The following is a 13,998-nucleotide window of genomic DNA, read 5'->3' on the forward strand; positions in this document are numbered from 1 at the left end:
TCTTCGCTAAATCTGCTAGCAAAATCTCGTAGTAAAGAGTCTATTGCTAAAAATAACAATAGGATAGAGGTCATACATGAAACTTCGCCATTCTGTCGCCTGCTGTATGCTTGCCCTAGGCACATTAACAGCGTTCCAAACCATCGCTGCCGATGCGGTGAGCAATCAAGGGTATTACCGTGCGCCAGCGTTGCACGATCAAACCTTAGTCTTTACTGCAGAAGGGGATTTATGGACTCAGACCTTAGGTCAAAAAGCGGCTACTCGCTTAACGAGTTTACCTGCGGAAGAGCTAGGGGCGACTATTTCGGCCGACGGTAAGTGGGTTGCTTATGTTGCCAACTATGAAGGCGCGAGCGAAGTGTATGTGATCCCCATTACGGGCGGTGTGGCTAAACGGGTGACTTTTGAGAATAGCCGTGTACGAGTTCAGGGCTGGACTGCCAAAGGCGAGATTTTATATTCTACCGACACTGGTTTTGGTCCTGCTAATAATTGGATGCTGCGCAGCGTCGATCCTCAAACCCTCACCACCACAGATTTACCCTTAGCCGATGCAGTTGAAGGTGTGATTGATGATCGCAACGAATACGTGTACTTCACCCGCTTTGGTCTGCAAGTGACTGGCGATAATGCCAAAGTGTACCGTGGCGGCGCAAAAGGTGAATTATGGCGCTTTAAACTCGGCAGCAAAACCGAAGCACAGTTGCTCAGCGGCCAACACGACGGCTCAGTGCGCCAACCTATGCTATGGCAGGACAGACTCTATTTTATCAGCGACAGCGATGGCAACGACAACCTCTGGTCGATGGCGCTCGATGGTTCAGATGCAAAACAGTTGACTCAATTTAAAGATTGGCAAGTCCGCGGTGCGCGGATGGACCAAGGCAAAGTGGTATTCCAGTTAGGTGCGGATATCCATGTGTTTGATATTGCGGCCGCTAAAGACTCGTTACTCAATATTGAACTCATTTCCGATTTTGCCGAGCGCCGTGAGCATTGGGTGACAGATCCTATGGATTACGCTTCTTCAACTAATTTGGCCCCCGCTGGCGATAAAGTGGTGATCACCGCCCGCAGCCACGTGGCAATCGCGGGTATTGATGGCTCGCGTTTAGTTCAAGTTGCACTGCCGGGGACTTATCGCGTAAGGGAAGCGGTGTTGAGCCAAGATGGCAAGTCGGTTTATGCGATTAGCGACATGACAGGTCAGCAGGAAATTTGGCAATTCTCTGCTGATGGCAGCAGTGGCGCTAAACAGTTAACCAAAGACAGTCATACTTTAAGAATGAGTCTTAATTTGTCCAGTGACGGTCGATTTATCGCCCATGACGATAACGATGGTAACGTTTGGCTGCTCGACTTAAAGAAAAATACCAATCAAAAAATCATCACTAACGGCGAGGGACTTGGGCCTTACGCCGATATCCGCTGGTCCGGTGACAGCCGTTTTATTGCATTAACTAAGTCGGAAATCGGTAAACAACGTCCGCAAATCGTTCTGTATGCTGTGGATGAAAATAAGGCCGAGACGCTCACCAGCGACAAATACGAGTCCTATTCGCCAACCTTTAGCAGTGACGGCCAGTGGCTATATTTCCTGTCAAACCGCCAATTCAGCGCAACACCAAGTTCACCTTGGGGCGATAGAAACATGGGTCCTGTGTTTGATAAACGCAGCCAAATTTTTGCCATCGCACTGGTCAAAAATGCCAAATTCCCCTTTAGTAAACCCAATGAACTCGAATCGAATCAAGTTGAAAAAACCGATGCTAAGGATAAACCGAGTCCAGTGAAAATCGATTGGGCAGGGATCTCCCAGCGTTTATGGCAAGTGCCTGTCGATTCAGGAAATTACAGTAAGCTGCGCGTCGTCGATGATAGACTTTATTTGTTAGATCAAGCTATTGGCGACGATGTCGCTCCTAATTTAATGACCATCAAATTTGACCGATTAAGCCCCAAAGCCGAGGTTTTTGCCGAGGACATTGGCCAATATGAGGTTTCTGCCGATGGTAAAAAGCTGATGCTACGTAAGCACAGTAATGAAAAATCACTCCTGATTGTTGATGGCGGTGATAAATTAGGCGATACGGATAATGCCAAAGTGCAAACGGAACAATGGCAGCTAGCGATTTCTCCGCAGCTTGAATGGCAGCAAATGTTTGAAGATGCGTGGTTGATGCACCGAGAATCTTTCTTCGACAAGAAGATGCGCGGCCTCGATTGGCAAGCCACTAAGGCTAAGTATCAGCCTTTGCTCGACCGCCTGACCGATCGTAACGAACTGAATGACATCTTCATGCAAATGATGGGCGAGTTAGATTCTTTGCACTCACAGGTGCGCGGTGGTGATTTACCTCAAGATCCCGATGCGGCTAAAGCGGCAAGCCTTGGCGCGCGCCTACAACAAACTGCAGATGGCGTTAAAATCGCGCACATTTACAGTAACGATCCTGAGTTACCGGCTAATGCTTCACCGTTAAATCGTATCGAAGTCGATGCTAAAGAAGGCGATATGCTGTTGGCTATTAATGGCACGCCAGTGGTGAATGTGGCCGACGTCACGCGTCTTCTGCGCAATCAACAGGATAAGCAAGTATTACTACAGCTTAAGCGTGGTAGCCAAACCCATAAAACCATCGTCATGCCCGTTAGCGCTGTGGTGGACAGTCAATTACGTTACTTAGATTGGGTGAGCCATAACGCGGCTGTGGTCGAGGATGCAAGTCAGGGCAAGATGGGTTATTTGCACTTATATGCCATGGGCGGTGGTGATATTGAAAGTTTCGCCCGTGAGTTTTATGCCAACTACGATAAAGAGGGTTTGATTATCGATGTTCGCCGTAACCGCGGTGGCAATATTGACAGTTGGATTATCGAGAAGTTACTACGCCGCGCTTGGGCGTTTTGGCAACCGACCCACGGCACGCCAAACACCAATATGCAACAAACCTTCCGCGGTCATTTAGTGGTGTTAACCGATGAACTGACCTATTCCGACGGCGAAACCTTCTCCGCAGGGATTAAAGCACTCGGTATTGCGCCCTTAATTGGTAAGCAAACGGCAGGGGCGGGCGTGTGGTTATCTGGGCGAAATGCGTTGACCGATAAAGGGATGGCGCGGGTGGCCGAGTATCCACAGTATGCAATGGATGGCCGCTGGGTGCTTGAAGGCCATGGCGTAACGCCGGATATTGAAGTCGATAACTTACCTTTCGCTACCTTTAATGGCAAAGATGCGCAGCTTGAAACTGCAATAAGTTATTTGAAGGATGAGTTGGTTAAACAGCCAATCCCAGCCTTAAAAGTGCAACCTTTGCCTGTAAAAGGTATGGCACAGGATATTAAAGCTAAGTAATTGATATTTAAATTCAGTATTTAACCGAAATTTAAGGTATCTCGGCTAGCATGTCCGCGTACAAAGTTAGGGTGTTGTCTCTTGGTTCCCGAGACAACACCCATTTTTATGCCCATTCATTAATACTTCTATTCCCATTTTTACTTGTTTCTGCATAGATCTGCATAGTGTTCACTTGCTGTTGTTGGGCAAGGTGATTAACTGTCATTGCTCTCGCGTCTTCGTTATGGCTTAGATAATAGGCCGTTGGCGCTGAAATCCCTTGGCTCGTTCCTGTCGCTAAATTGGTCATGTCGGCGATCACTTGATACTTCATCTTCGCGTGTTTCAATTCGACTAAGGTTTCTATGTTATCCCTCAGTGCTGGCATTTCTGCTGGTTTTTGCGTATTCGCCGCCAATTGTTTTGCATCGCTAGAAAGCGTTACTGTATCAGTTGATGCTGGTGCGCTGGTTTGAACTGGATTTTTAACCTGTGTAAATTCAGCAGTGGAGACATTTTTTTGTGGGCTGACAGACGGGGAATTTCGCAGTGGTTGAATGTGCATCTTTTAATTCCAACAGATGATACCAAGCTAAGATTGGCTTCTATCGTACTGTTTAAAAGCTGGACCTGAGCTGAATAATGGTGAAAAGTTAGACTCTGTGGATGGTTAGGTGGCGCGGATAATTCGGTGATAGCAATGATTCAGACAGGTATTGAGTTACGGTGCGGCAATAAAAAAGCCCGCTTAGGAAAAGCATCTGCGGGCCATAAAGATCTGCTCAAATCCTAAAACTTGATTTGAATATCTGTTGCTAAACTATTAGCGATAAAGCAATTTGCATGTGCTTTCTCGTGAATTTTCTCAAGGGTTTCTTGGCTGACTTCGACCCCTTCAGCGAAAATGACCTTAGGATTGAGCACCATCTTTGTCACGGCCAACTTGCCCGCCTCGTTTTTACCCAGCTCTGCAGTGGCATTATCCACATAGGAGGTTACAGGTAAGCGCTTAAGATGCGCAATTGCTAGAAAGGTCAACATATGGCATGAGGATAATGCAGCCAACAGGCTTTCCTCTGGATTGACATTTTGCCCATTGCCTTTGTATTCCGGTGCCGACGAGGCTTGAATCGTCTGGCCGCTGCCAAAGGTAATACTGTGGTCTCGACAAAATTCGCCTTCTTCGGCGGGCGAGGTTTGCCAGTTAACCGTTAAGTTAAAGCCCATTATTTTCTCCTATCTGAAGGACATCAGGGCACTATAGCCTAGCGGTGCTCACTTAGCCATGATCGCCATGCCAGTGTTAGCTGGACATTAGATCCCAGCACTCAGTAATAGAGTGCCAGTGAGCACGCTGCCAGTGACGATTCCTATCGGTAAATGGCGCGGGCTGTAGCTTAACGTTAGGATAACCAGCATTGCCGCGAGGGAAATTATTCCCATAAACAAAATGCTCCCGTAGGCCCAGCCCTGATCGCTCGCGCAGGCACTTAAGCTAAATGCTAGTAGTAACCAAGCAAACAAGGTTAGCAAACGACTTTGCCATTGTGCTGGTGGACGATTGAACACATCTTTGAAGTGACCAAATTTAGCTAAGGCAAACAGGGCGAGGGAAAGATAACTCAAACCTAAGATCCCAAGTAGGGGAATAAATTCTGGCATCATGATTTGGCTTCCTCCAATGAAGATGACGAACTAAGGTCGCTGGCAAGGGATGTTTGGGATTCGCTTCTACGTGCATTTTTTGCTTTTGCTGGGCGTTTAGCGGGGGCCTTAGCAATCAAAGTCACTCTTTTACTGGCAAATAGCATAGCGCCACCAAGTAGCACTGCGAGCACGTCAAATCCGACTAAAGCCCATTGGTGGGATTGGATATTGTCGATGATATTGCTTGGTGATGTGAAGGCATTGAGCACGGGCAGCGCACAGCACAAGGTCCCTGTGAGTCGTAATGCGGTTTGCCACTGGCGACGTGAACGACCCAAGAAAGCCCAAACTCCCATTGCCGCTAACGCGAGAAAGAAACTGTGAACTTCCCATTCAGAGCGGCTTGCAAAACTTGTCGATAAGAGACGATTGGCGTAAAAGAAGGCTACAGTGCCTAAGGGTAGTCCTAAGATAAACATGAAGTTTAACCCTTCAACTAAACGTAATCCAAAGCTTGGTTTCTCGCCTTTATCGATCAATTTTTGCTGTTTTTGACGTAGACGAATGGCCCACATCAAAGTGCCTGTCGCGATCATAGCGCAGCCTAATAAACCGCAGAAAAAGAATAAAAATCTTAGCAGCGGGGCGGCAAAACGTGCCGTGTGCAGCGACATCATAGTATCGTAAGTCGCGGAGGCTCCTGAGGCTTCGTGCGGGCTGGTATATTTAAGCTCACCATTTACCCCGTTGAATATCAAAATATTGGCTTCATCGGTCACATCTTTACCTGTGTTTTGGTAAAAGGTCACTTGGCTATTTTGATCTTTAGGGTATGACACTATCACTTGCTTAATTGGCGCATCGCCCCATGCGGCTTTCACTTGAGGTAATAATTGGCTTAGTTGCACCTGTGGCGCACTAATCCCTGCAGCTTTCTCGGTTTGTCTGGCGGGATTAAGTTCTTTTAAAAAAGCTTGGTTATCACCCGAATAGGCGGTATTAACCGTCCATGGGATATAGATAAGCATTAGGGTAATAAGCCCTGTATAAGTGATCATCAAATGATAGGGCAGGGCGATGACAGAGCTCACATTGTGCGCGTCTAGCCAAGAGCGAGCGCCTTTATCCCGTCTAAAACTGAACAAATCTTTGAAGATCCGTTTGTGGATCACTATGCCACTGATAAGGGCGATCAGCATAAACATAGTGCAAACGCCGACGATATAACGCGCTGTAATAGCGGACATATAGTGCAAGTCAAAGTGCAGACGATAGAAGAAATCACCGCCGCGACTCTCACGCACTTCAGAGATCATGCCGCTGCCATCTGCTAAGGCTACATGTTCTTCAGTCTTGCCACGACGCTGACCTTTTTCTGGTGGCAGTTGCCAGCTAACGCTTTGAAAGGGGGTTCGTTCAGTTGGAAAACCTATCATCCAGCGCTGCGCTGTTGCCGGCGAATGCGCTTCTATGTAACTTTGACCTTTATCTAATTGGTTTTCGAGTGTATCGGCTCGGTAGTCTTGATAAACCCCTTTGTGTAATTCGGGTTCATTCCAAAGGCTGATCTCATGGCGAAAATAACTCAAGCTACCCGCAAAAAAGATCAACAATAATACCCAACATACCAGCAAGCCTGCCCAGGTATGTAGCCAAGATAAAGTTCTAAAAAATGTCTCTTTCATCTTATTGCCCACATACCTTGATCAATCCAAAACATAACAAACTCACTAAGCCTAAATCTCGCCACGCATGCCAGGTTTTACGCACACAAAAGGCATAAATAATAGCAATGGCATAAAACAGGAAAGCTAACATATTGGCTGTTATCGTGCTTTCAAAGCGCGGCATAGGTAGCACTAATGTCAGCAGGCAAGCCAAGGTTGCTGCCGCAACATAACCCGCCAGTAGAGCGGCACTCGCACGCGCAAAGACTTTGAAGGCAAACTGCGATTGCTCTTGCTTAAACCATTGCACAATTCCCCGCGAAATCAGCGAGAACGAGCGCATTTGAGTTGTAGAAGATTGCGTTGAGGTTTCAAACGCGGGTGTATTAGACATAAGTGCCACTTCTCATTTCGAGCCAATATGGGTCTGTTATGGCTATCCGTTACTGTTGATTCTGCAAAGTGTGCTTGAGCTTTTTGGCTTAACGACGAATGCATTTCTATAGCAGTAGATAGCTAACCGCGAGAAGTATAACTTAGTTAATTCAAATGATAAACGATATCATTTAGATTCGAATGTGAATTTGTGATCTTAAGCTGATCTGCTTTAGCGAGTGTAGGGTGGCGAGTTTAACGTATGTAGCGTAACGAGCGCTCTGTCACAATTGTTTGTTTTTATTTGTTGATATGTGTTTAGTGGTTACTGCTTGTTTAGCATTAGGTTAATTTTTATGCTGCCAATGTGAGCTTTATCAATTTTGATAGACGACGGTTTTGGCAGAATGCGTTATCTTTTTTACCGAGACCTAGCCTGATAACCCTATGCATAAAAATTCTACAAATGGTGAAACACACCTGTCAGATAATGCGATTTTACTATCAACGACGGATCTGAAGGGAAATATTAAATATGTGAATCAGACCTTTTCGCAGATCAGTGGGTTTAGTGTTGCTGAGTTGCAAGGGAATCCACATAACATAGTGCGCCATCAAGATATGCCTGCGGCTGCATTTAAGATCCTCTGGGAGCGAATTAAGCAGGGCAAGCCTTGGATGGGGATAGTTAAAAATCGCACCAAAACGGGCGGCTATTATTGGGTGAATGCCTACGTCGCGCCAGTGTATGAAGATGGTAAAGTTCATGAGTATCAATCTGTTCGTCGCCAAGCTACCCCTGAGCAGATTAAAGCCGCTGAGAGTATTTACCGTGATATTAATCAGGGCAAGCAACCTAAAGTGTTGCGTAAAGATAGGTTAGGTTTCAGTGGCAAAATACTGCTGGCCATGTTGGTTTCGATTACGGCTACGGCGATAATTGCCAGTTATTCCCCCATAGTTGCCGCGATGGTGGGAATGAGTCTCGCGTGCCTAGCATGGTATTACCTGATGCAGCCGCTGCAAAAGCTTGTGTCTATGGCAACTAACATTATTGACGATCCCGTCGCTACGGGCGTGTACACCGGCCGCCAAGATGAGATCGGTAAATTAGACCTCGCCCTACGTTTTTTGATCACTGAAATTGGTGGCGTTGTTGGCCGTATGGCTGATTCTGCCAGTGAGATCCAAGCACAAAGTGTCAGCCTTAAACAAACCATTACAAACACTTGGGAGCACGCCGATAGTCAGAGTGAACAAACCACGCAAGCTGCGACTGCGATGGAGCAGATGAGTGCCAGTTTTGCTGAAGTAACGGGAAACATTCATCGCACTGCCTCGGAAATGGTGTCGAGCCATGAGGCGGCTCAACGCGGTCATTCACGTTTAGAAACAGTTATTGATGCGATACATCAGTTAAGTGTACAAGTGAGCCACTTTTCCGATGTTGTACAAGCTATTGAACAAGATAGCCGTGCGATTCACCAAGTGCTCGAAGTCATACGTGCTATTGCCGACCAAACAAACTTATTAGCCTTAAATGCGGCAATTGAAGCGGCGCGGGCAGGGGAGAGTGGTCGTGGTTTTGCCGTGGTGGCCGATGAGGTCAGGCAGTTATCGAGCCGTACTAGCCAATCCACCTCGCAAATCGAGTTAATTGTTAGCCGTTTTAGGGAAAGCACTCAAAGGGCGACCTCGACCATGATGGCAGGGCAGGAACAGGTAAAACGTTCGGTAAGCTTAGCGCAAGATGCGAGTGTGGCTTTTGGCGAGTTGCTTTCATCTATTTCGCGAATTAATTCTTTGAGTGATGATAATGCGGCGGCGATGACGCAGCAGACTTCGGTGGCCGCAGAAATTAGCCGAGCTATCCATGTGATCAGCGACTTGGCTCAGCAGAGTTTAGAGCAGACGCTCGATGCGGCGGCGCGGGGTGATCAAGTGTCGCGTTTATCGACCAAGACGCATCATTTGTCCCAACAGTTTTGGCAGCAGAGTGTGCAACGTAAATATTAAGCGTATTTACCTTATGTCGTATTGCATTTTGTGATTGATTTATTATTAATGCCTGTTTATAAATCAATCACTTAATCATGTTTTTCTCGCTGTTTTATTTTTGACTTCTTGATGGAGGTCACATTTAGGAGATGCTAATACCTGAGTTGACCGAAATATTTGCCAATAACCCTTGTGTTTTATCCTGCATGCCCCAAGCTCTATTAGTGAAGCAAAAATAAAAGTAATGACACTAAAAGGGACAACCTATGAAAATAAATATTTCTGGTCACCACGTCGATGTTACTGATTCTATTAGAGAAGATGTTAACGAAAAATTTGCAAAAATCGCCACCCATTTCCCCTCTCTGATCGCACTGGACATTATTATTGCGAAAGAGCATGGCGAGTATCAGGTTGAGCTTCGTACGAATTATGAAGGAAGCCGTATTTCTGCTTCAGGTACCGATGAGGTTATGTACCCAGCAATCAAAGCAGCATCGAAAAAATTAGATGCAGCACTTAAGCACCGTAAAGGTCAGTTAAAAGCGGATTTGCATGAAACCCCGAGCTGTACAACGCCAGCTATTGCCCATGAAATTATCCAAGAGATGGATCTTCGTTAGGTTTTAGCTATAACTCATCGCTTTAGATGAGCACAAAAAGGGCCTTAAATGGCCCTTTTTGTTGGCAATCGGGTTTGGTTTAATGCTAATGGGTTAAATCAATGCCAGTTGTAATCCCTTGAGCACAGCTTGGGTACGGTCTCGGCAATCGAGTTTAGTGAGTATGTTAGAGACATGATTCTTCACTGTGCCCTCGGCTAAAAATACCGCATTGGCGATTTCCTTGTTGGAGAAGCCGCCCGCCATAAAACTGAGAATTTCCCGCTCCCGTTCCGACAATAATTCATTTCTAGTTACCACAATGTTAGGTGTGGGCTTAGGCTCACTCATCTGTTTGAGCACCGAAGGCTCAATCAAGTAGCCGCCTTTAGCGACGGTTTCTATAGCGCATAGTAACTTGTCGAGTGACACATCCTTGAGTAAAAAGCCATTGGCGCCCGCCTGTAAACTATTGAGGAATAACTCACTGTCATCGAAGGTGGTTAACATGATGACAGGTAAGCGATTGGCACTTTGCCGTATCTGTTTGAGCATGGCGATACCATCAAGATTTGGCATACGGATATCACTGAGCAGTACATCGACGGGATTGCAGGCAAGCTTTTTGAGTGCATCTTGGCCGTCTTCGGCTTGCCATAACACGCGAATGTTGTCGGAAATAGCGAGCAGGCTGGCGATACCTTGGCGAACCAATTGCTGATCTTCCACTAAACCGACACTGATAATGTTGTTTTGCGTATCCATAGTGATCCCAAAGCGTTTTTAATAAAAAGTTAAGCGAGTGCAGGGAGTGTGAGGGTGAGTTGGCAACCGGACGCCGAGTCATTTGCCCTTAACTCCAAGGTGCCATTAAAGGGTTGTAGCCTTTCCTGCATGCCGCTGAGCCCAGTACCGAACTGTCCAGTGCCGCTTTTAGCTGATGCGTTTCGCGCGGATCCCCGTGTTAGCCCCATGCCGTTGTCGCTTAGTTGCAATACCAGCGCGCTTTGGGAGTCTTGCATGCTCAATTGCAGTTGATTCGCCTTGCCGTGACGAACGGCGTTGCTGATGCCTTCCTGCAGCACTAACAGTAGTGCCTGAGTCAGTTCGGCTGATTGCAGTGGCTTCATCCCTTTGCAGTTAAGAGTCACGTTGGGTAAGCGGGTCATCAGTGCCTCTAAAGGTGGGACTAAATCCAATCCGACTTGCACTCTTTGCGCCCTGACGACGGCGCGAATACTTTCAAGTAGCTCTTTAGCTAAGGATTTACTTTGGTTAACTTGAGGTTTGAGCTCCTCTGGCGCTGTATGGCTTAGTACTTCCAATTGCAGGGAAAGCGCTGTGAGTTGGTGGCCGAGAATGTCGTGCAAATCGCGTGATATCCTTAATCTTTCTTGCTGTTCGCTGGCTTGGCTCAGCAGCGCGCGAGTGGCAATAAGCTGTTGGTTTAGCTGTTCTTGTATCAAACGTGATTTACGTTCAGAAAGCCTTGCTTGGCTACTGCTGTAGGCAAAGAATTGAAAACCAAGATAAATCAAAATATTGAACACATTGCTTTGTTCATGCAATTGCCATTGCTGCAGTAGGTAATAAACAACATTGACCAACACTAGCTGTGAAATGGCTTGGCGACGACTAAAAAACTCAGGCAACAGTGACGCCCAAATGACGAAGAGGATAGGCAGTAATGCGTTGTTTGCTGTGAGCATTAAGCTCATCACGGTCAACGGCATCACTAGCGTGGTTATGCGGCGAAGTCGAATATTATTATGCGCAACTTTATTGGTAGCTATCAGTATAAATTGCACTACAAACAGCCCATACAGTATGGCATTTAGCATGCCTTGCCATGTATGCAATGCGGCTTGATTTATCCCAACCCAAGCCACTAATGCCCAAGTGAGCACTCCAGCGGCAATCAACATGTTTTCTTCTTTCGCTAATCGATTTCCTAGCACGAATGTCTATTCCTTAATCCAATTCTGCCGACCATTCTAGGGTATCACCGCCAGATGTCACTATGCCAAAAGTCATGTTGTTATCATTTTGTTTCATGACTTTTGGCACCTGTTTTTCGTCCTGTGATTTTTTAAGCTAACTCCATCGCAGTTACTTATGAGCGCAAATAACAGGAGTAAGACATGAAACACGTGAACTCGGCTATGACAAAAACACAGTTTTCCCAAGCTAATAAGACGAAAAGGGCGTTATCAGCGATTTGGGGCGCAGGCTTAGCTTGCTCGCTCTTGTCGGCTGGAAGTGTGTCGGCAGGAAGCATGTCGGCTGAGAGCCAGGCACATACCTTGACTGTCGATATCGATAATATTCAAGTACAAACCGGCGCCTTGATGGTTGAGCTTTATGCCAATGCCGAGGATTACGCTGCAGGCCATAATCCTAGCGCGTCTATGATAAAACCCGTCACTAAGACAGAGCATAGGCTGGTATTTAGCGATCTCGCCGATGGCCAATACGCGGTAAAGGTCTTTCATGATGAAAACAACAATCACAGTTTAGATACCAATATGTTAGGTGTGCCGAGTGAAGGCTATGGCTTTAGCAATAACGCCGGCAGTTTTGGACCTGCGAGCTTTAAAGACGCCAGCTTTAGTTTGCAGGCCGATGCTCAAATCACTATACACATTCGCTAAGAGGGGGCTGCACCATGGATAGACGTCAATTTCTAGCAGGCTCAGCCGTCCTAATGACGACCGCTGTTTGGGCCAGTTCAGTGGATAAGTTATTGGCGCTGGATAGCGCACAAACGGTCGCACGTGAGCCTTGGGCGATTGGATTTAGTGGTGCTGAAGGTGACTATCAGCCACTGACTATGCAGGTTTCGGGTGAGTGGCCAGCGCAGTTGAGTGGGAATCTATATCGTAATGGGCCAGCGAAAATGTCTCGGGCAGGTAAGGCATATCAGCATTGGTTCGATGGCGATGGCATGGTGCAACAGTTTAGTGTGAGCAATGGGCAAATTCAGCATCAGGCCAAGTTCATCCAAACAAAGAAGTTTAAAGTCGAAGAGGCCGCTGGCGCGTTTAAGTACACGACCGCAGGCACAGTGATCCCCAATGCTTTACCTATTCGAAATAACGATGACTTGAATGTGGCCAATACCAGTTTATTGCCGCGCCACGGCGAGTTGCTCGCTTTATGGGAGGCGGGGTCACCCTATCGACTCGATGCTCAGACCTTAACCACGCTTGGTGTTAAAAGCTTTGGCGACAAGTTTAAGGGTTTACCCTTTTCCGCCCATCCACTCGATGATGGACAAGGTGGACTATGGAATTTTGGCGTCTGGTATGTCGGTGGTGAGAAGCAATTACTTGTGTATCAAGTGGCACCCGATGACAGCATAGCCAGAATGGAAGTGATTGAATTGCCACAGGCGAGTTACTTACATGCCTTCGCGCAGAGTGAGAATAAGCTGGTGTTTTACATTTCATCCTGCGTGTATGAAGAGGGCGAAACCTATGTTGATGCCTTTAAATGGCGCCCCGAATTGCCATCGCAATTACTAGTCATCGACAAAGCTGATTTTAGCGTGCGCCAGTTATACCTGCTACCTGCGGGATTTGTGTTTCACTTTGGTCAAGCCATTGAGAAGAATGACGAACTTTCTGTGCAGCTTTGCCTCTATCCCAATTCAGCTATTTTAACCCAAGGGATGAAGGGGTTACTGACGGGGGAGCGTAAAACTAAGACACCCCATGCAGAGTTAGTGACTATCACAGTACCGCTCACAGTACCACTCACAGCAGCTAGCAAAGCGCAGTTTGCGGAGACCTTGTCTTTCTCTGCACGTATTAAGCGCAGCGGCGTGATGATGGAGTTCCCCCAGTTTTCGCAGCACATTATGAGTAAGAAACAAACTAGCGGTGAAAAAGCGTTTGCAGAGAAAACAGGTGGGGCTTCGGCGTTTGCTCCGTTATTTGGCGTTGGAGCAAGATCAGATTCAGCTGTTAACTCTGGCTCCAGCTCTAACTTTAAATATGAAGCAGAAGCCGAATCTGAATCAGGGCTAAGTAACACTCTGTATTGTATTCATAATGCAAAAGACAGCAGCAAGCACAGTGCGGATACACTTGGCGACGCGAGCTATAGCGCGTTTTATCTTGGCAAAGGCAAAATTGCCGAAGAGCCGCTCTATATCCCCGCCACTGAGCAGCACGAAGCCTATTTACTGATGACTTGGCTCGATTACCATAATGCACAGTCTGGTTTGTCTTTGTTTCGTGCCAGTGATATCAGTGCGGGCCCCATCGCTTCAGCTCAAATGAACAGGGTATTGCCACTAGGGTTTCATGGCTGCTTTATTGAAGCTTAATATTTTGATCTATAAATAAAAAACGCAGCTCTTGGC

12 protein-coding genes are annotated in these 13,998 nt (G+C 46.8%); 5 read left to right on the forward strand and 7 right to left on the reverse strand.

What is annotated here, in order from left to right; translation table 11 throughout:
* The first annotated feature begins 76 nt into the window (after window positions 1–76).
* Window positions 77–3,361 carry a S41 family peptidase gene (locus KO537_RS06380; RefSeq protein WP_219234066.1) on the forward strand — a complete coding sequence of 1,095 codons (3,285 nt, stop codon included), beginning with the start codon at window positions 77–79 and terminating at the stop codon, window positions 3,359–3,361.
* A 106-nt stretch (window positions 3,362–3,467) separates the two neighbouring features.
* Here KO537_RS06380 and KO537_RS06385 read toward each other — a convergent pair whose 3' ends face one another.
* From KO537_RS06385 to KO537_RS06405, 5 genes are all read right to left on the reverse strand, one after another.
* On the reverse strand, window positions 3,468–3,908 hold the full coding sequence (locus KO537_RS06385; RefSeq protein ID WP_028760790.1) for a hypothetical protein: 441 nt from the start codon (window positions 3,906–3,908) through the stop codon (window positions 3,468–3,470).
* Between the two features lie 224 nt (window positions 3,909–4,132).
* Complete coding sequence (locus KO537_RS06390; protein WP_028760789.1) at window positions 4,133–4,570, reverse strand: OsmC family protein; 438 nt, start codon at window positions 4,568–4,570, stop codon at window positions 4,133–4,135.
* An 87-nt stretch (window positions 4,571–4,657) separates the two neighbouring features.
* Window positions 4,658–5,008 carry a DUF3325 domain-containing protein gene (locus tag KO537_RS06395; RefSeq protein WP_113940646.1) on the reverse strand — a complete coding sequence of 117 codons (351 nt, stop codon included), beginning with the start codon at window positions 5,006–5,008 and terminating at the stop codon, window positions 4,658–4,660.
* Entirely contained in the window at window positions 5,005–6,675 is a 1,671-nt protein-coding gene (locus KO537_RS06400) for a PepSY-associated TM helix domain-containing protein (protein ID WP_173246078.1), read from the reverse strand. Before KO537_RS06400 ends, KO537_RS06395 begins: the two co-directional genes overlap by 4 nt.
* 1 nt (window position 6,676) lies before the next feature.
* Window positions 6,677–7,051, reverse strand: coding sequence for a DUF3649 domain-containing protein (locus tag KO537_RS06405; RefSeq protein WP_131523016.1), 375 nt, complete (start codon window positions 7,049–7,051; stop codon window positions 6,677–6,679).
* A gap of 428 nt (window positions 7,052–7,479) precedes the next feature.
* Between KO537_RS06405 and KO537_RS06410 the strand changes: the two genes are divergently transcribed.
* Both KO537_RS06410 and raiA read left to right on the forward strand, forming a co-directional pair.
* Window positions 7,480–9,048, forward strand: coding sequence for a PAS domain-containing methyl-accepting chemotaxis protein (locus KO537_RS06410; protein ID WP_173497036.1), 1,569 nt, complete (start codon window positions 7,480–7,482; stop codon window positions 9,046–9,048).
* A 248-nt stretch (window positions 9,049–9,296) separates the two neighbouring features.
* Window positions 9,297–9,653 (forward strand): ribosome-associated translation inhibitor RaiA, encoded by a 357-nt coding sequence (gene raiA / locus KO537_RS06415; RefSeq protein WP_028760784.1) that lies wholly within the window; start codon window positions 9,297–9,299, stop codon window positions 9,651–9,653.
* Window positions 9,654–9,746: 93 nt separating this feature from the next.
* Here raiA and KO537_RS06420 read toward each other — a convergent pair whose 3' ends face one another.
* A complete protein-coding gene (locus KO537_RS06420; protein WP_219234067.1) occupies window positions 9,747–10,397 on the reverse strand; it encodes a response regulator transcription factor in 651 nt (216 codons plus the stop codon).
* A gap of 29 nt (window positions 10,398–10,426) precedes the next feature.
* Window positions 10,427–11,590 (reverse strand): histidine kinase, encoded by a 1,164-nt coding sequence (locus KO537_RS06425; protein ID WP_219234068.1) that lies wholly within the window; start codon window positions 11,588–11,590, stop codon window positions 10,427–10,429.
* A 183-nt stretch (window positions 11,591–11,773) separates the two neighbouring features.
* Here KO537_RS06425 and KO537_RS06430 point away from each other — a divergent pair, with 183 nt between their 5' ends.
* Window positions 11,774–12,283 (forward strand): DUF2141 domain-containing protein, encoded by a 510-nt coding sequence (locus KO537_RS06430; RefSeq protein ID WP_219234069.1) that lies wholly within the window; start codon window positions 11,774–11,776, stop codon window positions 12,281–12,283.
* 14 nt (window positions 12,284–12,297) lie between these two features.
* Complete coding sequence (locus tag KO537_RS06435; protein WP_219234070.1) at window positions 12,298–13,962, forward strand: carotenoid oxygenase family protein; 1,665 nt, start codon at window positions 12,298–12,300, stop codon at window positions 13,960–13,962.
* The last annotated feature ends 36 nt before the right edge of the window (window positions 13,963–13,998 follow it).

Source organism: Shewanella sp. NKUCC01_JLK (genome assembly GCF_019345615.1).
In the GTDB taxonomy this organism is placed as follows: domain Bacteria; phylum Pseudomonadota; class Gammaproteobacteria; order Enterobacterales; family Shewanellaceae; genus Shewanella; species Shewanella oncorhynchi.

Excerpts from the sequence above, each read along its gene's own strand:
- KO537_RS06380 (WP_219234066.1), top strand. The coding sequence starts at position 77 with ATGAAACTTCGCCATTCTGTCGCCTGCTGTATGCTTGCCCTAGGCACA.
- KO537_RS06385 (WP_028760790.1), bottom strand. The coding sequence starts at position 3,908 with ATGCACATTCAACCACTGCGAAATTCCCCGTCTGTCAGCCCACAAAAA.
- KO537_RS06390 (WP_028760789.1), bottom strand. The coding sequence starts at position 4,570 with ATGGGCTTTAACTTAACGGTTAACTGGCAAACCTCGCCCGCCGAAGAA.
- KO537_RS06395 (WP_113940646.1), bottom strand. The coding sequence starts at position 5,008 with ATGATGCCAGAATTTATTCCCCTACTTGGGATCTTAGGTTTGAGTTAT.
- KO537_RS06400 (WP_173246078.1), bottom strand. The coding sequence starts at position 6,675 with ATGAAAGAGACATTTTTTAGAACTTTATCTTGGCTACATACCTGGGCA.
- KO537_RS06405 (WP_131523016.1), bottom strand. The coding sequence starts at position 7,051 with ATGTCTAATACACCCGCGTTTGAAACCTCAACGCAATCTTCTACAACT.
- KO537_RS06410 (WP_173497036.1), top strand. The coding sequence starts at position 7,480 with ATGCATAAAAATTCTACAAATGGTGAAACACACCTGTCAGATAATGCG.
- raiA (WP_028760784.1), top strand. The coding sequence starts at position 9,297 with ATGAAAATAAATATTTCTGGTCACCACGTCGATGTTACTGATTCTATT.
- KO537_RS06420 (WP_219234067.1), bottom strand. The coding sequence starts at position 10,397 with ATGGATACGCAAAACAACATTATCAGTGTCGGTTTAGTGGAAGATCAG.
- KO537_RS06430 (WP_219234069.1), top strand. The coding sequence starts at position 11,774 with ATGAAACACGTGAACTCGGCTATGACAAAAACACAGTTTTCCCAAGCT.
- KO537_RS06435 (WP_219234070.1), top strand. The coding sequence starts at position 12,298 with ATGGATAGACGTCAATTTCTAGCAGGCTCAGCCGTCCTAATGACGACC.